Here is a 20,295-nt window from a genome sequence, read left to right on the forward strand (position 1 = left end):
GATGAACATGATCGCATCGGCGGGCACGCTCGTCGGGATGACCACGGCCGCGCCGGCCTCCCGCGACGTGGCGGGCTTTTCCGCTCTGTCGTTCGCACTGAGCGACAAGGTGGGCAGCGTGGCCGAGTTCGGCGCGGAGAGCGAGCTGGCCAGCCACAAGACGGCGGTGGGCACGACGGAGAAAGACAAGGGCGGCAGCGATGAGGGATCGACGACGATCCTGCTGGCGCTCGACACCAGCGACGTCGGCCAGATGGTGCTGGCCACCGCCGCCGGCAGCCGCACCAAGGTGACGATCTACATCATGAACCCGCGCGGGGATCATTACTTCCTCTACGGGCTCCCGATGAGCTTCAAGCCGAACTTTGGCGGCTCGGGCGATGTGATCTCGGTCAACGTGCCGTTTCAGCTGATCGCCACCGGCAAGATAGCGGCGGCGGACATCCCGCCAGGCGCCACCGCCAATTTCATGATCCCTGAGAATCTCACCATAGCAGGAGCAGTCTAATGGCCGACAAATTGCTGAATATTCGCGGTGCCGACGGCGAGGCAGTGAGCCGACGTTTCAAGACGATCGGAGGGGGCGATGTCGCTTATGTGACGACGGAGGATGGTGGCGACGCGACGCAAGGCGCGAAGGCGGATGCTGCCTGGAGCGGCACCGGCGCGGGTAGCGTTGTCGCAATCCTGAAGGCGCTCTGGGCGGCGCTTACAGGGGCGCAACCGGCCGGCGAAAATCACATCGGCCAGGTGGGCAGTCATGCGGTCGTTCAAGCGGTCGCGCCCGTTGTGAGTGCGACGACCTACGTCACCGGCAAGTGCATCGGCCCGCTGATGACATTCGCCAATTTCGGACGAGTGGCAGGTGGCACCGGTCTAATCCAGATGGCCTCCATTATGTCGAAGTCACTGCAGACCTTCTCGTGCGATCTCGTGATCTTCCACACTATGCCGACGGCAGGCACGCTCACCGACAATGGCACTTTCGATGTTGCCGCCGCAGATTGGGATAAGGTGCTCGGCGTCGTTCATATCTCGGATTGGACGGCGCTTGGGGCAACCCGTTCCTTTGCGCAGGCTACTGCACTCGCCATGGCTTACAAGGTCGCGAGCGGGCAGACCGATATCTACGGGCAGTTGGTTGCGCGGGCATCGGCCACCCTTGCTGTCGGTGACATCAAGGTCGCCCTCAAAGGACTGCTCGACTGATGCGGCCCGGACCATTCAGGGCCGCACTGCTTTCCACGGCGAGCAGGCAGGCGACAGCGGCCGTGCCGTGGTGGCACCCCAGCGCCGTATTCGATCTCGATTACACGAACAGCCGGTTCCGGGTTAACGGGGTGAACTACGCGTCGATCGCAGCCATGGTGGCTGCAGGAATCTATGTAGTCGACCCTGTTGGTGGCGACCGGCTGACTGTTTCCGGTATTGTTCCCACGATCTTCACGATGTTCTTTGCGGGAACCACATCCTCCTCAGCCGCGCCCGCGGCCTCTGAGATGGCATGGTGCTTGAAGGGCTCTGGCACGGCGTCACAAAATCGCGCTTACGCCTACCGAAATGCGACGACGGCCATCCCGCAATTTACAGGGGCGGACGGCTCCGGCACGGTTCAATGGGATTTGACCGGAGCGGCGATGGCGGCATCAACGGCGGTGAGTTTCGCGTGCCGGCTCCAGACCAACAACATTGCCATGTCCTTCAAGTCCGGAGCCATCCAGACGGATTCTAGCGCGACTGTCTCAGCGTTCACAACGCTTTACGTCGGAAACCGGAACGATGGATCGCGATCGTGGAATGGCACTATAGGCCGCGTCGCGATGATTAATGAAACCAATAGCTCACGCGAGCTTGAGCGGATGAACGCCCTTTTCTTCGGACTCGATCACAACGCAATATATAATGCAATTCAGGAGCCCTTTCAGATGGTTCCTAATCTTGCCCAAATGCGCAATGGACTGCTTCACGTGGCATACGCTACGTCAAACGGGCCAACTGCCAGTGCGCTAGGAAGCACTTATATCGGCGAGATAGATGTTGCCCGTAAGCGGCTCGTGCGGGAACGCTCGCTGCACGATTACAGCATTGCCGATGAGCACCTGTGCCCGGCATGGTTGGATATCTCCGACGGGTCATCTATTGCGGTTGGTACTGGCCACAACACCGGAAGCTTGATCTATTGGCGCCAGTCCGCGACGGGAACGCTGGCCGGTCTCTCCGCAAGCGAGACGCAGTACAGCAGTACGCTGCACCAACCCAATTATGTGTCCCTGGTGGAGCGGACCCCAACCGAGGTCTTTATGCTCACGAATGAGGATAAGGCGAGCGGGACGGCTGATTTCAAACCGAACATTTTGTATGAAAAGTTGAACCTGTCCGGTGGCGTTTGGGCGGCAACGCCGTGCAGGCCATTCACGGGCCGTGACAGCATATTCCCACCAGTCGCTGGCGCACAGAATCAGCTCTATTATGTTCAAACAGGTCCGTCGGCGAGCGTAAGGTGGAACTTCGGCGTTGCGCACGACAGCAATGATAATGCCGAGTTCCGCGTCGTTGAGACGAATCTAGCGACAGGCGACGTGATCACCCGCAGCGCCGGTGGCACGCCTACCACTGCTGGGAACATGCTCATCGACACGTCCAATACCGTGCCGATCATCGACCACGACAATCTGCCCAAACCGTTCACGGCGCCACCGGCCGGCAAGAAGCAAATCGAGCTTATCATCGTCGACAGTGGCATTATGGCGATGGTTCAGGAGGTGGACAACGCAACCGATGCCAATTCGGTGCTCTGGCTCTACAAGCTCAATAGTGGGATCAGCGGCAACCCCTTCAGCCCATCAAATTGGACGAGGGTGCAGACGCCGTTCGGGTCCTATTATAGCGACGCCGAGTTCTCACGAGAGGTCGGATATAATGATGGCAATGGCAATGTCCGGGTTTTCATTACCTGGCATGACATCGCTAACGGCATCTACAAGCTGGAGCGGTGGGACAGCGCCGACGGCGGGGCGACCTGGGGCTCGCCCGTATTGCTGATGACGAGTTCGCTAGAGCTGCGCCGTCCCGTTTCCCCCGTCAACTGCACTGCCGCCATGCCGGTCATCTGCTGCGAATACGTCTATCGGAACAGCTATGACGATTTCAGCAGCCGGATCGTATGGCCCTAGCGTGAGTATTGAGCTAACCCCTGCAGGCTGGGCTGCGGGGGTTAGCAAGATGCAAACGAATAAGGATCGACTCGCTTATATCGACGCGTTGCGTGGATGGGCGATTCTTGGTGTCATTCTCACACACGCCGCCGATCTCGCAAATGTGACTGGCAGAGCCCGTCAAGCCACCGACGCGGCGGGGAACGGCGTACTCCTGTTTTTCGTCGTCAGCGCCTGCACTATCTTTATGACCCTCACGAATGGCGTCGTTCGCGAAACCGCGCCGTACCGAAATTTCTTTATAAAGCGCTTTATGCGGCTGATGCCGGTCTATTGGAGCGGGATGCTGATCTACACTCTTGTTTATGGTCTGGCTTCCCGAGGGTGGAAAGATGGTCCCGAAATCTGGCATTATCCCATGCATGCGACGCTCACAAACTTGCTCCATCCAGCAGTAATGAGTTCGGTTGTTCCGGGCGGGTGGTCGATAAGCTGTGAGGCCATGTTCTATTTAACGGTGCCGCTATGGTTCTGCTTAATTCGTTCTTGGAAAGCTGCTGCGTTACTGGTGGTTGTGTCTGCCGACCTGGGCACGTTGTGGATGAAAGCGGCCCCCGTCTTCCTAGATCCGCTTATTCAGCCCTCCGGCGTCGAGAACCTAACCCAATTCTGGTATAGGTCGTTCCCAGCACAGATGGGGACTTTCGCCTTCGGGATTTTGGTATTTTTTCTGACACGAGACCGGCCTGCGGTTGTGGCTAATCTGAGCCAGAAGCGGGAGAATCTCGCTGCCCTGGCAATCGCTGCCATCGTCCTTGTTGTTCAGACCTTTCATCCGTTGCCGATCGTTGGGCGCCAATACGTATTTGGGTTCGGGTTCATGATTGCCGCGTTGGCCCTATCGCAGATCCCATGGGGTCCAATTGTCAATCGGGCCAGCGTTGGGATGGGCAAAATCAGCTATTCGTCGTACCTGGTACACTTCCTTGCGCTTAGGCAGCTAAACATCGCCATCCCGCAGGGTGAAATGAACCCGCTCGCATATACTGCGCTGCTGATGGCATTGGGTATGCCTATCACTATAGCTGCCGCATATTGCGGCTATCGCTGGATCGAGAAGCCAACGACCTTACTGGCGAAGCGTTGGATAAAGCGATTGGAGGGCCTGCCTCCCACGCCAAGTGCGGGGGGCCTCAAGTCAGTGGCCTGAGCCGGTCTGTCCGCCTCCCTCGAAACGCGTACTGCGCTCGACCGTCAACTCGCGACCGGCCACACCGTTTCGACCTCCATCATCTGCGACGGAAAGGGCGTGGCCAGCTGGCAGGCGGCGGCATAGTCCCCGCTGAGCCATGCATCATAATCCTCGGGATGGAGGATCACCGGCATTGCCTTCGGATGGAGGGGAGCGACTAACGCGCAGGGCTCGCAGGTCAGGAAGGCATATTCATTGCCGCGCTCGCTGCCGCGCCAGATGCCGGCGAAAGCGCCAACCGGATAGGCGGGCAGCTTGAACCAGTGCTCGCCCTTCCTGCCCAGCTCCGGGTGCGGATCGAGCGTCGGTTCGGCGAAGGTGGTGAACGGCACCAGGCAACGGTGCTCGCTGCTCGCCAGCGTCGATTTCCAGAACGGACTCGAGAGGTTGCGGACGTTGGTCACGGCGTTGTTGATGAACGTGCCTGGCCGTTTGCCGGGCATCTTGCGGACGATGCCCCAAGTCATCACGTCGGCGATCGTCGCCTCGGCCGCGCGCCGGATCACCAGCCCCTTGCGCTTCGGATAGACGTCTTCGTTGAAGGGATCGTTCGGCAGCTGCAGGTTATAGCCGGCCCATTCGCGCCAGCTGGCGAGCTTGTCGATATGGCTTCGGTAGTGGTTGCACATCGGTCCATCGTGTCCTGTGCGCTGCGATTCGGAAAGGGGCTCAGCCGCTCGTCGGTGGGCCCTTCTCGCGAGCATCCTCGAGAAGCTTCCGATATCCACCATAGGGAGGATAGGGTTCGTCCTGGCCCCACCGTCCACGCCTGGTCGTTAAGCCGCCGGTCATCCGGTCGGCATAGGGCACGGGATCGCACTGGACGATGATAGCGCCGTGCTCCTCAAGCCATCGCTTCAGGAATGCGAACTGCGCGTGCGGCATGAGATCGTGGAGGTCGTCGAGGTGCATGCGGATCATGACATGTTCCCGCGCTCGGGCGGAACCTCGATCCCCATGTGCTCGATCGCGTGGCGGCCGGTCTGGGCGTGGGTGTCGCGGAAGGTGCGGACATAGGCGTGGATGCGGCCCCCGGCCTCCTCGGCCATGATGCGCATATCCATGTTGGTTTTGACCGCCGGCAGCGCCTCGATCAGCATCGCCGCGAGGGCGCAGATAGCCTCGCTGGTCAGCCCGCTATCGAAGGCGTGGCCTTCGCCGCCACCGCCTGTGATGCCGTGGAGCGCGCGCAGGGCGACGGCCATCACGTCCTTCGGGTCATAGGCTTCGCGGTCGAACTCGCCGCTGCTGAGCTTGATCTTGGACATGCGAACGAAAGTGGAACATGCTGACCGAGTCGGTCAATGGACTATTCGGGAGGAGCGGGCTTGCGGATAGCTTTGAGCACGGCGCGGGCGAGCGGCTCGACCTTAAAGGCGCCATCGACCTGGGCGTACTTGCCGTTGTCCTCGGTAGTGCAGCCGCTAACTTTCGACTGGCGGTGAAGGTCAGCGATGATCGCCTGGGTGACGCGACGGATAAGATCTTCGTTCATAAAGCCTCCGGCGTTTTCGGCCGCCCTGCATTTTACAGACGGAGGCTAAGCTATTCAAATCGAAGGGCCGGATTTCGCAGGATTTTACAGCAGGACCCGCGGAAAACCGCCATTTGCGGGAGCTTGGAAGGCTGGCTAGGCGCAAAAAAAGGGCGGCCTAAGCCGCCCTAGTCGAGACTTGATGGATCGGATGATCGTGCGTCTGTGCGTCTACGAGGGCTTGTACGGCCGCGGGGTTCTTATGGTTCCGTTGACCTGAGCGCTAAGAGGGAAGCATGACTTGTCTATCCTGACCGTCTCAGTTGATCAGCGCGTCTTCGTCTCGTCGTTGATCACGTAGGTCATGTTCGGACCTGGCGTTGGCGGAAGAGGTTCCCCTTTTACCACCGTGCGTTCGGCGCCAGTGACACCGCCCCGAGGGCCGAGAATGCCGTATTGCGCCGATTTGGGGGCGATCTGCCCCGGTCTGAAGATCTTGCGACTCAAGATCGTGCTCCTGCCCATAATCCACCATACCTAGTGCATGGTAGCTGAGGCAGGCACAGTATATCGAATTGCTGCCGAAATGATAGGAGTCAGTTAGGCCGTCGCAGGCAAGCTGTTAGGCAGGTACGATTCTGACACTGCGCTTTCAGGCGTACGCTGCGTGACGAGCCCTTCCGCGAACTCACGCGCAGCAGTTGGAAGATCGGCAAACACGCGTTCTGAACTTATCCCGAACCTTCTAAGGGCTGCGCGCACGAGCGGCTTGCTCGATGAGGCAACCTGAAAAAATCCTATATGCTCAGGCGATGACGAGTAACTGCATTCCGGTGAATGGAGCGTCATCATGCTGTCCTGCGCTGAAGACCGTGCGTTCATGGAGGTGCTGTCGATGAGAGCGGGAATGGTGCGATCAGCCTTAAAGATGTCCACCATCAAAGTATGGTTCATCCTCTCGAATGACGACTGGGGTGCTAGTCTCACTACACCGGGCCAGGCGCTATCGGTGCTCGCGCAAGCGAAATACAAGGCAACCAGAGGGTTCGTGGTCCAATCCAGCAGCGGTGTCGGCACTCCAAAATGTTGAGCTAAGACCAACCATTCCAGTTCATCCACGGGGCGAGGGGTTGCGAACCGCCCGGCCACATTCTTCCACTTCGCCAATTTCTCATAGTCCGTTATCCCAGCGGCGCCGGGCCTGAAGGCTGAAGGTTTCAGTTCCCATCGTACATCAGCGTGTCCGCGGAAGAGTCCCTCTTCACCGTCGGGAATGATCATGCCGACGCACCTGAGGAATTGAGTGATGGTGTCCATGCCTTCAGTGTTGTTCATCTCGACCTCCGCCGGCCTCGTACAGGCGACGAAAAGAACAAGCTACCGCCTTGAACGACGTACGTTGCGGAACGGTTCGCCTCGCGCGCGCTGCCAGCAACCTTCCGGCAGAGCGGCTGGGGAGTCTTTTCCGGCGATGATATAGGTCGTCGCGTTTTACGCCTGCCGCTCGTCCATTGAACATGCGAAACGATCGCCTATCTCGGCGGGGTAACCGAGGAAAATATATCATGTCGTTCACCATCCACCCGTCCGAGCTTCAGGATTATCAATCAAGCTGCGCTCTGCTTGGGTATCCCTGCGAAGAGTTCACGCTCAGAGCGCGCGACACGACTAAGGAAGGGCCGGGCCTTTTCCCGCTGACCGCTCAACTGGCGATCGAGCGCAAGAGCAAGGCTATCGTCCGCTTCTATGATGCAGGCGACGGATCATCGTGGCCGGCAGCCTTTGAAGATGACTTGCGCGCGGGGTTGTTCGGCCCGGTTTAAACGACTGCCTTCAGCCAGGAACGGTGGTGGATGGGCCCCGTCCCCCGCTCAAACCCGCGCGCGCAGCCATGTATGTTTCTGGTCAACACGCTCCTCCGCTACCAAACATATCCTGTACATACCGGAGACATGGGGTGACAGGTTGTACCTAAGACATGGGTAACAACCTCGTGCCGAACGGGATGTCGATGGTTTGCAGGGTTTCCTGTTCCAAGTCGATATGGGCTGCTGGTTTGGTGGACACCGAGATAGGCTCATTCAGGCTACCCCACGGCCCATCGAAGTAACACAATTGCAGTATGTGGGACGCGGTTATTGAACTGGGGCTGATTGCAGTCAAGCTGGCAACGAGGCTTGTGAGAGTTCACAATCATGTACGAGCGCCTACTTTATGACGTCACCGACCATGTCGCGACGGTCACATTGTACAATCCGGAGCAGCGCAACGCCTTCGGCGTCGTGATGGAAACCGAACTTCGCGCAGCTCTGAGCCAGGCGGGGAGCGACGACGAGGTCAGGGTGGTCGTGCTCACCGGGCACGGAAAGACCTTCTGCATGGGGGCCGATATGTCGGCCCTGCAGAACGTCGAGGACGCGGTACTGCCCAACCCCGACGATTACGAGGGCAATTACGGCCACCGTCTCACCTATATCCTGTCTACCCCCAAGCCGATTATCGCCGCGATCAACGGGCCGATAGCGGGGGTGGGTCTCAGCATCGCGGCTTATTGCGACTTTCGCTACATGGTGGACACGGCCAAGCTTTCCACCTCGTTCGCACGGCGGGGCCTGGTTGCCGAGCATGGCCTGTCGTGGATGTTGCCGCGGCTGATTGGACTGATGAATGCGATCGACCTGCTGATGACCGGCCGGGTCGTGCCAGCTCCCGAGGCGGAGCGGCTGGGATTGGTCCGCACTCTGCCAGCCGAGAACTTCATGGCCGACGTCATGGCGATAGCCAATGAACTGGCGATCTACTCATCGCCCCGCTCCACGGGGATTATCAAGCGACAGATCTACGAGGGATTGTTCCAGGACCTTGGCGAGGCGACCGCGGAGGCACTCGTTGAGGAACTCAAATCGTTCGAGTGCGAAGATTTCAAGGAAGGGGTCGCCCACTTCGTCGAGCGCCGGCCGCCGGTCTTCACGGGGCGATGAACCTTCCGAACAGAACTCGCTGTCGAGTGGCAGCTCGAAGACCGCGCAGTGCCGGGTCCCGCAGGCGATACCCTTGGTCCCGCCGGTGCTGCGAACTTGAGTGATCGAAGAAGATACCACACGCAGGACGGACTCGTCCGGGGTGACACGCTGAAGGAGAAGGAAAACATGGCAGAGGGAACGGGACAGGGGCCGCTTGCGGGTGTTAAGGTGCTCGAAATCACGACCATGGTGGCGGGGCCGCTGGCCGGAGCGATGCTCGCCGACCTTGGTGCCTCGGTCGTCAAGGTGGAAGGGACCACCGGCGATCCGTTCCGCTGGGTACCGCCGATGCACAATGGTCTTTCGGCGCACTATTTCGCCATGAACCGACAGAAGCGGAGCATCGCGCTGGATCTCAAGAATCTGGAAGGGCGGGCAATCGCCCAGTCGCTGGCCGCTGCCGCCGACGTCATGATCGTCAACACCCGCCCTGCGGTGATGCAGCGGCTGGGGCTGGACTACGAGACGCTCAAGAAGACCAATCCGGGCCTCATCTACGTCATGATCAGCGGGTTCGGCCCCGACGGCCCCTATGCCGATCGGCCCGCATATGATCAAGTGATCCAGGGCCTCTCCGCCGCGATGTTCCTCCAGAGCGATGGCGCTCTTCCAGCGAAGCCGCTGCGTTCGATGTTCGTGGATAAGTTTACCGCCACAGCGGCGGCCAGCGCGATTTCCACGGCACTCTACCATCGCGAGAGGAATGGCGGGGAAGGACAGTTCGTCTCGGCATCTCTGCTGAAAGCCTTCTCCTTCCTCAACCTCGTAGACAACGTCTACAACCACTGCTTCGCGGAGAGTGAGGATCGGCTGATCGCTCCCAATGTGACCCGCCCGTTCCGGACCTCCGACGGCGTCTTCATGGGCTATTTCCAGACCGACCAGTTGTTTGCCACGGTCTGCCGCGCCTTCGGCATGGAACATCTGCTCGAAGATGATCGCTTCAAGACTCCGATGAAGCGGGTGGCGAACTGGGAAGCCATGTGGGTGGAGCTTGAGAAAGGCTCAATCAAGATGACCTCGGATGAGCTTGAGGCTCTGGCGATCAGCGATGGGCTGCCCATCGGCAAGCTGAAGTCCATCGACGAGTTCTTGGAGGATCCCCAGGTTCAGCACCTGGGCTGCGTCGAGCGGTACGTTAGCGAGGACTACGGGCCGGTCACGGCGATGGCCTATCCGGTCGATTTCCAGGCAACGCCGGCACTCGGCGGCGGCGTGGCGGCACAGCTAGGGCAGCACACCGACGAGGTTCTGCGCGAGCTCGGTTACGACGAGGAACGGATCAGCCAGCTCCACGCCGCCGGATTCGTGCGCTGACGGGAGGCCGCCCCCATGCCCTCGCGCTCATGACTGGCTTTCGCAAGTTTCTTAAGCCTGCGAGACGGCGGGATGGCTGATGCGATCGACGCAACCCTGATCATTTCTAAAGCAAGTGCCATGCCAACTATTGTTTGCAATCGGCTGCGCTAACCCAACCCAGAAAAGTGGCGCGTATGGGTCGGTTTTTCGAGACTTGGCGATGACATCTTGAGACCCACTGCATACGGCGCGTAGTAGGCGCTGCCCTCCTTCAGATACTCTGGGTTGCGAGTGCGCCGCGGTATTCTCCCATGTGTAGAGGAAATTTTCATGAGCTTTCAGGACATAATCTACGACAAGACCGGCCCGGTCGCGACCATCACAATCAATCGCCCTGAAAAGATGAACGCATTCGCACGCGAGACAGTGGACGAGATGGTCGAGGCGTTCCTCGACGCCTGGTCCGACCGCGCAATTGCCGCAGTGATCCTGACCGGCGCCGGCGACCGCGCCTTCTGCACCGGCGGCGACCTGTCGAAACGCACCGAAGGCGGCTACCAGAGTGCGCGTCCCGCTCGTCTCGCGACCGGCATCGACATGGATGCGCTGCACTCGGTCATCCGCGACATTCCCAAGCCGGTCATTGCTGCCGTCAACGGCTATGCGATTGGCGGCGGTCATGTGCTGCACGTTCTGTGCGACATTTCGCTGGCTTCGGCCAAGGCAAAATTCGGCCAGGTCGGCCCAAAAGTAGGTAGCGTCGACCCGGGCTTTGGCACGGCCTATCTGACTCATGTCGTCGGCGAGAAGAAGGCGCGCGAAATCTGGTACATGTGCCGCCAGTACACTGCCGACCAAGCTCTCGAAATGGGCCTCGTCAACGCGGTGTACCCGCATGAGGAACTGATGGACCAGGCGCGGGCCTGGGCGCTCGAGATCGCCGACAAGAGCCCCACGGCGATCAAGCTTGCCAAGCAGTCGTTCAATTGCGCAACGGAGCAGTTTCGAGCGCTTGGCAACTTCGCAACTTCCGCGCTCGCGCTCTACTATGACACCGAGGAGGCGGTTGAAGGCAAGAATGCCTTCATGGAAAAGCGCAAGCCGAACTTCGCCAAGTACGCCAAGTAAGCCAGTAATCTGTTGGTGATGCCGTGAACTGACGCGTGCCCTGGTCTGTCATGAGGGCCAGGGCGCGGTCCACGATAACGGGGTCTCAAGCCGTAGCACTTCGCAACGGTTGACTGGCGCACTGGGTCAGACGCCCAGTTTGGCAAGTATCTCTTCGGTTTCGGTCCAGAGATGTTCGGCGGCAGCCTCGTCCGTTCCGTGCGGCACCACCGGCTTCTCTTCCATTTCGTAGAACATCCGCCCGCCCGGTGCGCCGGTCTCGCTGGACGTCGCGATCCAGACCAGGCTTTCGGCTGCCTCGGCAGGTGTCACACCTTCCGCGCCCATAATGAAATTCTTGATCTGCTCATCCCCGTGAGAGCTGAAATTGCTGTGTACCACCCCCGGCACCATCGCCTGCGATACGATGCCCTTGCCGGCTAGCCGCTTGGCAAGCGCCAAGTTGAAAAGCTGGTTGGCAAGCTTGGCCTCGCGATAGACTGTGCCCGGGACAAATGGCCCCTCCAGATGCTGGATGTCTCCGAAATTCAAACCGGCTTCTGCCCAGGCGTAGGCGATCGAGGATACAGCAATGACGCGCACCGTGTCCGGCGGTCGGTTCGCAGCTGCGTCCTCGAGCAGAGGTATCAGTTCGCGCGTCAGAAAAAATGGTGCAAGATGATTGGCCGCGAAGGTTTCCTCCGTCCCTTCGACGGTCATGTATTTCCCGTCGCGAATGCCCCCAGCGTTGTTGATGAGCACGTCCACCGCGCCGGTGAGTGCTTTGATCTCGTCCGCCAAACGCTTGGTCTCGCTCATGAGCGATAGGTTTGCACGCAGGAAGTCGACCTTTCCACTGCCGTCGCACTCTGCGCGGATCGCCGCTTCGGCGACGGCACTGCGCTCCGCATCGCGCCCTTGGCCGATCACTTGCCATCCCATGCGCGCAAAGGCCTTCGCGGTTTCCAGGCCGATGCCCGAACTGGCGCCAGTTACGACAACAACGCGCTGCGGCTCGGTCATATTGATTCTCCCGATTTTTGCGTGATTTTCGCGAACCTACCAAGACAGGCGGGGCGGGCGGGCCGCGTTATGGAAGCGGTACTGCAGCGCCATCGCAAATTGTAAAGCTGTTTTGTAGTGTCTAACAATCCTCCGTCTTTGCAGGTGGGGAATGAGCTTGACTTCGAAACGGCGCTTCGGTCCGCGTAACTCCGAAATTTCCCATGCTATCATGGACGCGGCCGAAAAAGTCATCCGCGATGAGGGTTATGCCGCGGTTTCGTCGCGCCGGGTGGCGGAAGTCGCGGCTATCCAGCAGAGTCTCGTCTATTACTATTTCGAGTCAATGGATGACCTCCTGGTCGCCACCTTCCAGCGCCGTACGGAAAGGGGGATGGCCCGCTATGAAAAAGACGCCCGATCCGACAAGCCGGTCGCGGCGATCTGGAAGGACCTCAATGAAGGACTCGATGCCCGGATGTCTTTCGCGTTCGTCTCGCTTGCCAGCCACAATGAGCGGGTGCGCGACGTGTATACCCGCTTTCTGTCCCAGTCGCGCAAGCTGCAGGCTGACATGATCGCCAAAGATGCCGCCGCGCGTGGCATCGACATCTCGCCCGCAACCCCGACGGCGCTCGCCTTCATCATCCACAGCACCTCGCTGGTAATGGCCCGGGAGGCTGCACTGGGCATGACGGAAGGGCACGACGAGGTTCGTTCGCTGCTGGAAGGTCTGCTCGAAAAATTCACCTGATTCTCGTCCGTTTGGCGGATCCGAGGCCGCCTTGATCATCTTCGCGCAGGCTGCTAAGAAAGTGATCAACAAAACAATGGAGAGCTGGAATGGCCGAAGCTGCAATCGCGACAGAAATGGTGCTCGACCCCGCTCATCCGGAGCACTGGCCGGAGCTCGGCTTCGAGGCTCTCTACGCCATGAGCTGGCGCGATTGCCTTGAAGCGCAGACCGAGGCGCTCAGGCATCGGTTCCGGCAGATGAGCGGATCGCTTCCGGCCATGGACAAGCTCGCCTCAAAGGAAGGCATCACCAGCGTCGACGGGATCGAGGATGCCTTGCCGCTGATGTTCGACCACCGCGTCTTCAAGAACTATCCGCTGTCGCTGATCGAGACTCGCAATATTCCGAAGCTGCATGCATGGCTTGGCCGCCTGACCACCCATGATATCTCCGGCATGGATTTGAACGGACTGACCACGATCGAGGCTTGGCTCGACCGGCTCGACGAATTCGGCATGCTCGTTACCACCTCGTCAGGCACCACTGGCAAGCTCAGCTTCGTTCCGCGCTCGCAGACCGAATATCCGGCCTGGGAGCGAAGCTATATGCAAACGCTGCACGCCAGCTTGGGCGTCGATCCCTATACGGACAAGGTTGAAACCTTTGCGCCGTCCTATCGCGGCGGGCACCAGACGGCGCTCAAGGTGCCGATGATGTTCAACACATTCGCTGCGGGTGGCGCCGAGCACTACCACACGCTTTACCAGACCCACATGTCGGCCGACTTGATGTCGCTCGCCGGCCGGATGCAGGCAGCGGAGGACCGTGGCGAACTGGAAAAGCTGGGCCTCGATCCGGCACTGCTCAGTGCTCGCCAGGACATGATTGCGCTGGCGAAGCGCCGCTCGCAGGACCTCGCAGACTGGTTCGAGGCACTGTTCGAGGGCTACCGGGGTAAGCGCGTCAAGATTTCGGGCCTCGGCGGAGACCTGTTGCGCACCGCGATCGACGGCGCGAACAAAGGCGTGAAGCCCTTCTTCGCGGAAGGGTCGATCGCGTTCTATGGCGGTGGATTGAAGGGGCTCAAGCACGACCTGCCGGACTGGGAGGCCTATGTCTGCGAATTCTTCGGCATGGAGCGGTTGGGGACGTGCTACGGCATGTCCGAGGTGATGTGCCAGTCGCCGCGCTGCCGCCATGGTAACTATCACGTCATGCCGATGACCATCCCGGTGCTGTTCGACGCTGACATGAAACCCCTCCCACGCGAGGGCACGCAGACAGGGCGATACGGATTCTTCGACTTGCTCGCGCAAACCTACTGGGGCGGGTTCATCTCGGGAGACGAAGTGACGATGCATTGGGAAGAGGACTGCGGCTGCGGCTGGAAGCAGCCCTATGTCGGCCCGGCGATCGCACGCTATGCCGACAAGGTCGGTGGCGACGACAAGATCACCTGCGCAGGCACGGCGAAAGCCTATGACGACTTCCTCAGCTTTGTATCGGAGGGCTGAAGCCATGAGCGACATCCGCCAGATCCCGATCATCTCCCGCGGCCGTATCATCTGGCCGACGGAGGACGACGTGGCGATCTACGACGCGCGCGGCGGGGGCCAATTCCGCTCGCCCGATCCGCATCGCCACATCCACGACCTCGTCATGGGCAATCCGGTCCTGCTCACCGACCTGATGGACACGCCCACCAGCCAGATCATCGAATTCCTGGTGGAAGTCGGCAAGCGGTTGAGGCTGGACGACAATCCCTTCTTCCAGGAAAGCTTCGAGCTCGGGCTGCTGGCAGGCGGCCTGTCTGAACCAATTCTGCGGTCGGTATATGAGCGCCTGCCCGGGATGTTCGATGGAGGCTATCTGACGGAGCGGGTCGAACACACCATCGGTAGTGCTTTTCTCGACGGCTGGGTGCCACGCGAGGGCTGCGACGGGCGCCATCGCATCCGGGCAGTCGGGACGCGTCAGCTGCACATCACCGCCGGCAATGTTCCGGTCGTCGCCGCGACCACGATCATCGGCGGCGCGCTTTCCAAGTCCGACATCCTGATCAAGTCGCCTTCCAACGATCCGCTGACGGCCATTGCGATTGCCCGGACCATGATCGAGCTTGACGCCTCGCACCCGGTGACCAAGCACGTTGCGGTCGCTTACTGGAAGGGCGGCGACGAGGCGATGGAACACCAGATCGTCCGCACCACCCGCATCGACAAGATCACGGCCTGGGGCGGGATGAACTCGGTCAAGCATATCCAGAAGTTCCTCCAGCCGGGCATCGACCTGATCGCACTCAATCCGAAGTTTTCAATCTCGCTGATCGGTGCAGAGGCGCTAGAAAGCGAAGAGGCGATGGACGAAGCGGCCACCGGCATCGCCGTCATGTCCGGTCTGATGAACCAGACCGCCTGCGTCAACACACGCATGGTTTATGTCGAATGCGGCGATGACGACGAAAGCCTCGCCAAGCTCGAATACCTTGGCCGACGAATTGCCGCCGCCTATAAGACGCTGCCTTCGTGCTTTTCGACTCCGGCCGCCGCCCCCAACCACGATCTCGAAGCAGAACTCGAAGCCGTGGCGATGGAGGAAGACTTCTATACCGTCATCGGAAACACTGTTGAAGGTGGCGTGGTCATCTCACGATTCCCTGACCGGGTGGACTTCTACGACCAGCTCAATAACCGCGTCGTAAACCTCGTCCCGGTTGCGGATCTGCTCGACGCCATCAAATGGTGCGATGATACCACTCAGAACGTCGGGATCTATCCGGAGACGCTGCGTGACCGCCTGATCGATCCATTCTCGCTCGCCGGCGTTCAGCAGTTCGTGCCGCTGTCGGGCGGTGACGCGGCCGGGGTTTACCGCGAGTTCAATGCCAATCCAGCGGGCCTGCCCCACGACGGCATCGAAACTATGCGGAGGTCTGTCCGGTGGGTGATTGACCATCGGCCAGCTGGCGAACCAGCGATCGAAACCGCAATCGCCGCCGAATAGTCAGCCCGGCGCAAGGCCGGGGGTAACCATTCGGTCTTATCTGGCCATTGCAACCTTGGTGCCGGGCTTCGCCGCCCGAAAGGGGTGACCATCCGCGACGGGCGCATCCAGGTCGGGGACCCCGGTTTCAAGCAGCGCGGTTGCCGTATCGACAAGATGAACGAGCGGGTTGGGCTGTGCCCACACGTCACTCCGCTTACGCGATGCCCGCCAGCTTTCATAAGCGGCTTGAACAGCGACCACGTACCAAGAGAAAAAGATCAGTCGCTGCCGCATGACCGGTTCCGGTATGTCTGCACGGAGATCCATGATCCGTTGCAGGAGATGCTTGTACACGAGCAGATTCATCTGATCGAGGTATTCGGTCAACTCCTTGCGGCGGATGTAGAGTACCCCAGCAATAAACCGGTTCATCGTCGGCGAAGGATCAGAGATACTTTCGGCGATATGGCCGCGAACAATGATATCGACAATGTCCCTGACTGAATTTGGTCCGCCTCTTTTGTCGAGCTCGGACAAGTGATCCAGCCAGACCCTGCTCAAGTCACTGAAAATATCGTTGACCAGTTCAAGGATCAGGCCTTCCTTGGACTTGAAATAGTAATTCAGGGACCCACCGTTCTTCGCGCCCGCTGCGGCAACGATCTCTCTTACCGTAACGGCTTCAAGGCCCCGCTCGGCGAACAACCTGCGGGCGGTGACCTTTATATTTCTGCGGGTGTCAGTGCGACCTTCCTTATCCTGACGTGCCATTGCAGAACCGGACATATGCGATAATTTCCGTTTGCAGAACATGCGCGGGCTAGCTCACCCGACCAGTGAGCCTGCTTAGCTGTCCAAGTGCTAAAACGGAATAGGAAAACATCAGGCCTGCCGAGCGGCCTTTTCCGGTTATCTCAGGCGGTCTGGGACCTTGGACGTTCCGCCGGGGCCAGGCGATGGGATGCTTCCTTCCCAGGGATGTTGGCGGATGCTGCCCTGGCGAGGCGATGTTCGCTCCAGGCGATCACGAGTCCGGCCATAACGACCATCGGCGCGCCCAGCCACAGTGTCGGCGGCGGCAATTCGCCCCAGACTGCCCAACCGTAAAGGGTGGCCCAAAGCAACAGGGTCGAGTCCATGACAATGACGCTGGCGACCGCTCCGTGTCGGAGCGAGGCGGCGAGCAGCAATTGCACCAAGGCACCGACAATGCCGATGGCCAGTAGGAGTGCCCAAGTCCCTGCATCATGCCCGTGCGCGAAAAATGGCAGGAACCCGACGGTCATCAGGCTCCCGAAAAACGCGTACCAGAAAGCCGCCCGCACCGGGTTGTCGGTTCGACCGAGGTGGCGGATCTGGAAGCTGATTACCGCAGAGGTCAGCGCCGCAAGCAATGCGCAGATGCCACCGGACACCGGTATGACTGCACTACCGGGACGGGCGATCACGATGATGCCGGCAAACCCGCAGGCGACGGCTCCCCACCGCCACGGTCCCACGTGCTCGCGCAGCACGAACGCCGTGATCAACACGGCAAAAAGTGGTGCCGTAAAGGTGAGTGCGGTAAATTCGGACAGGGGCAGCATTCGAGCCGCAGCGAAACTGAGCGCGACGCTGATCATCCCCATCAAGGCGCGAAGAAAGTGGCCGCCTACCTGCCCGGTCGCGAGGCTACGGAGTTTGCGACGCGCGGCGAACCACGACAACATCAGCGGTAGAGAGACGAACTGAAGCCAGAAAAGGATTTCGGGTAGGGCAACATCACGGCGGCCGGCCAATTTGGCCAGCATGAACAAGGTCGCGATCAGGAACGAAGCTACAGCGCGAAGGGCAAGCGCCAGCATGGGGCGGTGATGGGGATGTTGCACTATCGCGGTGTAGTGCCACGGTCAGCGCATGCAACTTCGTGCGAGGCATCGCAGCGTGGAGTTGGCGTTTAACGCATATCCAGCAAGAATGTCATTGCCGGGATCGAGCACCGCTCAGCGCAGTACCGCCATGCCGTTGCTGATCACCTTCTCTTGCCGCTCTTCCGCGAAAGCCTCAAAGGAAATGACGCTACCCTCGCGCCACATGTCGACGCGAATGGTTTCACCTGGGTAGACAACCCCGGTGAAGCGAACCGCGATCCGCTCCAGCTTATCAGACGCAAAGCCGCAATATTCAGCCAGGATGGCTCGCTGGCAGATGCCGAAAGTGCAGAGCCCATGCAGGATAGGTTCGCGAAAGCCGACTGCTCGCGCTGCAACCGGATCGACATGCAGCGGATTGGAATCGCCCGATAGTCGATAGAACAGCGCCTGCTGTCGCGAGGTCGGGAGGATAAGGGCCCGGTCATGACAGCCGGCAGGGATCGGGTGAGGGGCCGGCTGGCCCTCAGTGGGTCCGCCAAATCCCCCTTCGGCACGCGCGAATGCCGTGTTCAGTACGGACGCGAATGGTTCATCGTCTCCTTCGAGGTAGAGATGCGAGATATCGGTAAGAACTGCGCCCTTGCCCAGCCCTTTGTCCCACGCCCCCAGAAACTTTGAACGCACATGGGCCGCGCCCCGGGTGGGGATGGGCTTGTGCACCGTCACGGATTGTTCCCCATGGAGCACGCGGGCGTAGTCCAGCTTGGCAAATGCAATGGCTGTCTCTCCCAACACCAGCGATGAGACAAAGGTCGGCAGGACTGCGAGGTTCTTCTCATAGACAAATGCCAGTTGCCGCTCATCCAGCGGATCGGACGGCAACCCAAGTCCAAGCGCATAGATCATTACGTCGCGTTCATTCCAGCTGCAGCGAAGCTCGCGCTCCAGATGCATCAGTTCCTGATAGGCCAGCATTATCCGTCCTCTCGCGCTCGGGTTGCGCATGGACTGCGGCAATCGCCGCCAATTGCCCTTGCAACCGGACCGGAAGTTGCGCCATCATTACCGGAGGTCGGATCCGCCGCTCACATTTTCGCAGGGCAGGGATGCAAGTGCCGCACATACGTTAAGGGTGCGTCGTTGTCGGAGCGGGTTTGACAGCCGGCCTTGGCGCGTTCCATCCATCTAACGGCGTTCTAATCTGAGCCGCTCTTGGGGTCGCGGGAAGCGATGGTGGTGCTCAGCAGGTATTTTCAACGCTCTGGAGGCAGGCAAGGCGCATCGGAGGGACAAGGCGATGGGGCAGACAGGCCGGAGCGGTCCGCTTGCCGGGCTGCGGTGCGTAGAATTTGCGGGGATGGGCCCAGGACCTCATTGCGCCATGATGCTCTCCGATCTGGGTGCCGATGTGTTGCGGATCGAGCGGCCATCCCCGGCAGCGTTCACAGTCAATCCCGTCACCGAGCGGGGCCGCGCCAGGCTTGTCCTTGACTTGCGAGAGCCGGGAAATGCCGCCCGTGCGCTGGAGATTGTCAGCCGTGCCGATGTCCTGATCGAGGGAAATCGGCCGGGGGTCATGGAACGTCTCGGGCTTGCCCCCGCCGATGCGCTCGCCGCCAACCCGCGGCTGATCTATGGCCGGATGACGGGCTGGGGACAGGAAGGGCCACTTGCGGCGAGGGCGGGGCACGACCTCAGCTATCTTGCAATCACCGGGGCACTTCATGCCTTCGCCCGGCGCGGCGAACTGCCGGTGCCGCCCATGAACCTGGTCGGCGATTTCGGCGGCGGCTCGATGATTCTTATGATGGGCATCCTTGCCGCCTTGTGGGAACGCGAGCGTTCAGGCCGCGGGCAGATAATCGACGCGGCGATCATCGATGGCGTCGCGACCTTGTTTGCCGGCGCGGCCGGGCACGTGGCGACGGGCGCACTTTCACTGGAGCGCGGACGTAATTTCCTGGCCGGTGCCTCGAACTATTACCGTGTTTACCTTTGCAGGGACGGTAAGGAGGTCGCCGTTGCAGCAGTCGAGCCGCAATTCTATCGTGCGCTTCTGGAGGGCATCGGCGCGCCGCTGGAGTGGGCGGAGGACCAGTACGACGCCTCGGTCTGGGCGGAGCGGACCGCGGCGATGGCGTCGATTTTCCTCACCCGGACCCGCGACGAGTGGACGGCCATTCTTGAAGACAGGGATGCCTGCGCCGCTCCGGTGCTCGAGTTCCACGAGGCGTCTTCACATCGACAGATCGAAGCCCGAAGCGGCTACGCAGTTCATGAGGCAATCGTGCAGCAGACCCCCGCACCGCGCTTCTCGCGCACGCCGGGTGCAATAGCACCGAGCGAACCTAGCGAGGTGATGCTAAGTCGTTGGGGCTTGGGCTGAGACGGGCATCGGTCTCAACACTC

22 protein-coding genes are annotated in these 20,295 nt (G+C 60.3%); 12 read left to right on the forward strand and 10 right to left on the reverse strand.

Going from position 1 to position 20,295, the window contains the following annotated elements:
* Position 1 precedes the first annotated feature (1 nt).
* From AC1DQK_RS07985 to AC1DQK_RS08000, 4 genes are read left to right on the forward strand one after another with little or no spacing between them, the layout of a single operon-like run.
* A complete protein-coding gene (locus tag AC1DQK_RS07985; RefSeq protein WP_477869135.1) occupies positions 2-508 on the forward strand; it encodes a hypothetical protein in 507 nt (168 codons plus the stop codon).
* A complete protein-coding gene (locus AC1DQK_RS07990; RefSeq protein WP_477869137.1) occupies positions 508-1,209 on the forward strand; it encodes a hypothetical protein in 702 nt (233 codons plus the stop codon). The genes AC1DQK_RS07985 and AC1DQK_RS07990 overlap by 1 nt, the downstream gene beginning before the upstream one ends.
* A complete protein-coding gene (locus AC1DQK_RS07995) occupies positions 1,209-3,173 on the forward strand; it encodes a hypothetical protein (RefSeq protein ID WP_477869139.1) in 1,965 nt (654 codons plus the stop codon). The genes AC1DQK_RS07990 and AC1DQK_RS07995 overlap by 1 nt, the downstream gene beginning before the upstream one ends.
* 1 nt (position 3,174) lies before the next feature.
* A complete protein-coding gene (locus AC1DQK_RS08000; RefSeq protein WP_477869141.1) occupies positions 3,175-4,365 on the forward strand; it encodes an acyltransferase family protein in 1,191 nt (396 codons plus the stop codon).
* A gap of 44 nt (positions 4,366-4,409) precedes the next feature.
* Here AC1DQK_RS08000 and AC1DQK_RS08005 read toward each other — a convergent pair whose 3' ends face one another.
* The 6 genes from AC1DQK_RS08005 to AC1DQK_RS08030 all read right to left on the reverse strand — a co-directional run bounded on the left by AC1DQK_RS08005 (position 4,410) and on the right by AC1DQK_RS08030 (position 7,216).
* A complete protein-coding gene (locus tag AC1DQK_RS08005; protein ID WP_477869143.1) occupies positions 4,410-5,036 on the reverse strand; it encodes an SOS response-associated peptidase family protein in 627 nt (208 codons plus the stop codon).
* 40 nt (positions 5,037-5,076) lie between these two features.
* The gene (locus AC1DQK_RS08010; protein WP_477869145.1) at positions 5,077-5,328 is read right to left on the reverse strand and encodes a hypothetical protein; all 252 of its coding nucleotides are present in this window, start codon (positions 5,326-5,328) and stop codon (positions 5,077-5,079) included.
* Positions 5,325-5,675 (reverse strand): hypothetical protein, encoded by a 351-nt coding sequence (locus AC1DQK_RS08015; protein ID WP_477869147.1) that lies wholly within the window; start codon positions 5,673-5,675, stop codon positions 5,325-5,327. The genes AC1DQK_RS08010 and AC1DQK_RS08015 overlap by 4 nt, the downstream gene beginning before the upstream one ends.
* A 41-nt stretch (positions 5,676-5,716) precedes the next feature.
* The gene (locus AC1DQK_RS08020; protein ID WP_477869149.1) at positions 5,717-5,902 is read right to left on the reverse strand and encodes a hypothetical protein; all 186 of its coding nucleotides are present in this window, start codon (positions 5,900-5,902) and stop codon (positions 5,717-5,719) included.
* Positions 5,903-6,208: 306 nt separating this feature from the next.
* Entirely contained in the window at positions 6,209-6,388 is a 180-nt protein-coding gene (locus tag AC1DQK_RS08025; protein WP_477869151.1) for a hypothetical protein, read from the reverse strand.
* A 93-nt stretch (positions 6,389-6,481) separates the two neighbouring features.
* Positions 6,482-7,216, reverse strand: coding sequence for an FRG domain-containing protein (locus tag AC1DQK_RS08030; RefSeq protein ID WP_477869153.1), 735 nt, complete (start codon positions 7,214-7,216; stop codon positions 6,482-6,484).
* A gap of 230 nt (positions 7,217-7,446) precedes the next feature.
* Between AC1DQK_RS08030 and AC1DQK_RS08035 the strand changes: the two genes are divergently transcribed.
* The 4 genes from AC1DQK_RS08035 (at position 7,447) to AC1DQK_RS08050 (ending at position 11,331) form a co-directional block, all read left to right on the forward strand.
* Entirely contained in the window at positions 7,447-7,704 is a 258-nt protein-coding gene (locus AC1DQK_RS08035) for a hypothetical protein (protein ID WP_477869155.1), read from the forward strand.
* A 372-nt stretch (positions 7,705-8,076) separates the two neighbouring features.
* Positions 8,077-8,862, forward strand: coding sequence for an enoyl-CoA hydratase-related protein (locus tag AC1DQK_RS08040; protein WP_477869157.1), 786 nt, complete (start codon positions 8,077-8,079; stop codon positions 8,860-8,862).
* Between the two features lie 168 nt (positions 8,863-9,030).
* Entirely contained in the window at positions 9,031-10,221 is a 1,191-nt protein-coding gene (locus AC1DQK_RS08045; RefSeq protein ID WP_477869159.1) for a CaiB/BaiF CoA transferase family protein, read from the forward strand.
* A gap of 273 nt (positions 10,222-10,494) precedes the next feature.
* Entirely contained in the window at positions 10,495-11,331 is an 837-nt protein-coding gene (locus AC1DQK_RS08050) for an enoyl-CoA hydratase-related protein (RefSeq protein WP_477869161.1), read from the forward strand.
* Positions 11,332-11,457: 126 nt separating this feature from the next.
* Here the strand turns inward: AC1DQK_RS08050 and AC1DQK_RS08055 are convergent, their stop codons facing one another.
* Positions 11,458-12,333: an SDR family NAD(P)-dependent oxidoreductase gene (locus tag AC1DQK_RS08055; protein ID WP_477869163.1), complete on the reverse strand. Its 876-nt coding sequence runs from the start codon at positions 12,331-12,333 to the stop codon at positions 11,458-11,460.
* A 211-nt stretch (positions 12,334-12,544) separates the two neighbouring features.
* On the opposite strand from AC1DQK_RS08055, the gene AC1DQK_RS08060 reads away from it, so the two are divergent.
* From AC1DQK_RS08060 to AC1DQK_RS08070, 3 genes are all read left to right on the forward strand, one after another.
* Positions 12,545-13,066, forward strand: a complete 522-nt coding sequence (locus tag AC1DQK_RS08060; protein ID WP_477869165.1) for a TetR/AcrR family transcriptional regulator — start codon at positions 12,545-12,547, stop codon at positions 13,064-13,066.
* A gap of 89 nt (positions 13,067-13,155) precedes the next feature.
* On the forward strand, positions 13,156-14,562 hold the full coding sequence (locus AC1DQK_RS08065) for a hypothetical protein (protein ID WP_477869167.1): 1,407 nt from the start codon (positions 13,156-13,158) through the stop codon (positions 14,560-14,562).
* Positions 14,563-14,566: 4 nt separating this feature from the next.
* Positions 14,567-16,051, forward strand: coding sequence for an acyl-CoA reductase (locus AC1DQK_RS08070; protein WP_477869169.1), 1,485 nt, complete (start codon positions 14,567-14,569; stop codon positions 16,049-16,051).
* A 36-nt stretch (positions 16,052-16,087) separates the two neighbouring features.
* On the opposite strand, the gene AC1DQK_RS08075 is transcribed toward AC1DQK_RS08070, so the two are convergent.
* From AC1DQK_RS08075 to AC1DQK_RS08085, 3 genes are all read right to left on the reverse strand, one after another.
* Positions 16,088-16,804, reverse strand: a complete 717-nt coding sequence (locus tag AC1DQK_RS08075) for a TetR/AcrR family transcriptional regulator (RefSeq protein ID WP_477869171.1) — start codon at positions 16,802-16,804, stop codon at positions 16,088-16,090.
* Positions 16,805-16,947: 143 nt separating this feature from the next.
* A complete protein-coding gene (locus AC1DQK_RS08080) occupies positions 16,948-17,877 on the reverse strand; it encodes a DMT family transporter (RefSeq protein ID WP_477869173.1) in 930 nt (309 codons plus the stop codon).
* Between the two features lie 138 nt (positions 17,878-18,015).
* A complete protein-coding gene (locus AC1DQK_RS08085; protein WP_477869175.1) occupies positions 18,016-18,861 on the reverse strand; it encodes a MaoC/PaaZ C-terminal domain-containing protein in 846 nt (281 codons plus the stop codon).
* A gap of 322 nt (positions 18,862-19,183) precedes the next feature.
* On the opposite strand from AC1DQK_RS08085, the gene AC1DQK_RS08090 reads away from it, so the two are divergent.
* Positions 19,184-20,272: a CaiB/BaiF CoA transferase family protein gene (locus AC1DQK_RS08090; RefSeq protein WP_477869177.1), complete on the forward strand. Its 1,089-nt coding sequence runs from the start codon at positions 19,184-19,186 to the stop codon at positions 20,270-20,272.
* Positions 20,273-20,295 lie beyond the last annotated feature (23 nt).

The sequence above is a fragment of the Rhizorhabdus sp. P4_G5 genome (assembly GCF_056401065.1).

Excerpts from the sequence above, each read along its gene's own strand:
- AC1DQK_RS07985 (WP_477869135.1), top strand. The coding sequence starts at position 2 with ATGAACATGATCGCATCGGCGGGCACGCTCGTCGGGATGACCACGGCC.
- AC1DQK_RS07990 (WP_477869137.1), top strand. The coding sequence starts at position 508 with ATGGCCGACAAATTGCTGAATATTCGCGGTGCCGACGGCGAGGCAGTG.
- AC1DQK_RS07995 (WP_477869139.1), top strand. The coding sequence starts at position 1,209 with ATGCGGCCCGGACCATTCAGGGCCGCACTGCTTTCCACGGCGAGCAGG.
- AC1DQK_RS08005 (WP_477869143.1), bottom strand. The coding sequence starts at position 5,036 with ATGTGCAACCACTACCGAAGCCATATCGACAAGCTCGCCAGCTGGCGC.
- AC1DQK_RS08010 (WP_477869145.1), bottom strand. The coding sequence starts at position 5,328 with ATGATCCGCATGCACCTCGACGACCTCCACGATCTCATGCCGCACGCG.
- AC1DQK_RS08015 (WP_477869147.1), bottom strand. The coding sequence starts at position 5,675 with ATGTCCAAGATCAAGCTCAGCAGCGGCGAGTTCGACCGCGAAGCCTAT.
- AC1DQK_RS08020 (WP_477869149.1), bottom strand. The coding sequence starts at position 5,902 with ATGAACGAAGATCTTATCCGTCGCGTCACCCAGGCGATCATCGCTGAC.
- AC1DQK_RS08030 (WP_477869153.1), bottom strand. The coding sequence starts at position 7,216 with ATGAACAACACTGAAGGCATGGACACCATCACTCAATTCCTCAGGTGC.
- AC1DQK_RS08035 (WP_477869155.1), top strand. The coding sequence starts at position 7,447 with ATGTCGTTCACCATCCACCCGTCCGAGCTTCAGGATTATCAATCAAGC.
- AC1DQK_RS08040 (WP_477869157.1), top strand. The coding sequence starts at position 8,077 with ATGTACGAGCGCCTACTTTATGACGTCACCGACCATGTCGCGACGGTC.
- AC1DQK_RS08045 (WP_477869159.1), top strand. The coding sequence starts at position 9,031 with ATGGCAGAGGGAACGGGACAGGGGCCGCTTGCGGGTGTTAAGGTGCTC.
- AC1DQK_RS08055 (WP_477869163.1), bottom strand. The coding sequence starts at position 12,333 with ATGACCGAGCCGCAGCGCGTTGTTGTCGTAACTGGCGCCAGTTCGGGC.
- AC1DQK_RS08060 (WP_477869165.1), top strand. The coding sequence starts at position 12,545 with ATGGACGCGGCCGAAAAAGTCATCCGCGATGAGGGTTATGCCGCGGTT.
- AC1DQK_RS08065 (WP_477869167.1), top strand. The coding sequence starts at position 13,156 with ATGGCCGAAGCTGCAATCGCGACAGAAATGGTGCTCGACCCCGCTCAT.
- AC1DQK_RS08070 (WP_477869169.1), top strand. The coding sequence starts at position 14,567 with ATGAGCGACATCCGCCAGATCCCGATCATCTCCCGCGGCCGTATCATC.
- AC1DQK_RS08075 (WP_477869171.1), bottom strand. The coding sequence starts at position 16,804 with ATGGCACGTCAGGATAAGGAAGGTCGCACTGACACCCGCAGAAATATA.
- AC1DQK_RS08080 (WP_477869173.1), bottom strand. The coding sequence starts at position 17,877 with ATGCTGGCGCTTGCCCTTCGCGCTGTAGCTTCGTTCCTGATCGCGACC.
- AC1DQK_RS08085 (WP_477869175.1), bottom strand. The coding sequence starts at position 18,861 with ATGCTGGCCTATCAGGAACTGATGCATCTGGAGCGCGAGCTTCGCTGC.
- AC1DQK_RS08090 (WP_477869177.1), top strand. The coding sequence starts at position 19,184 with ATGGGGCAGACAGGCCGGAGCGGTCCGCTTGCCGGGCTGCGGTGCGTA.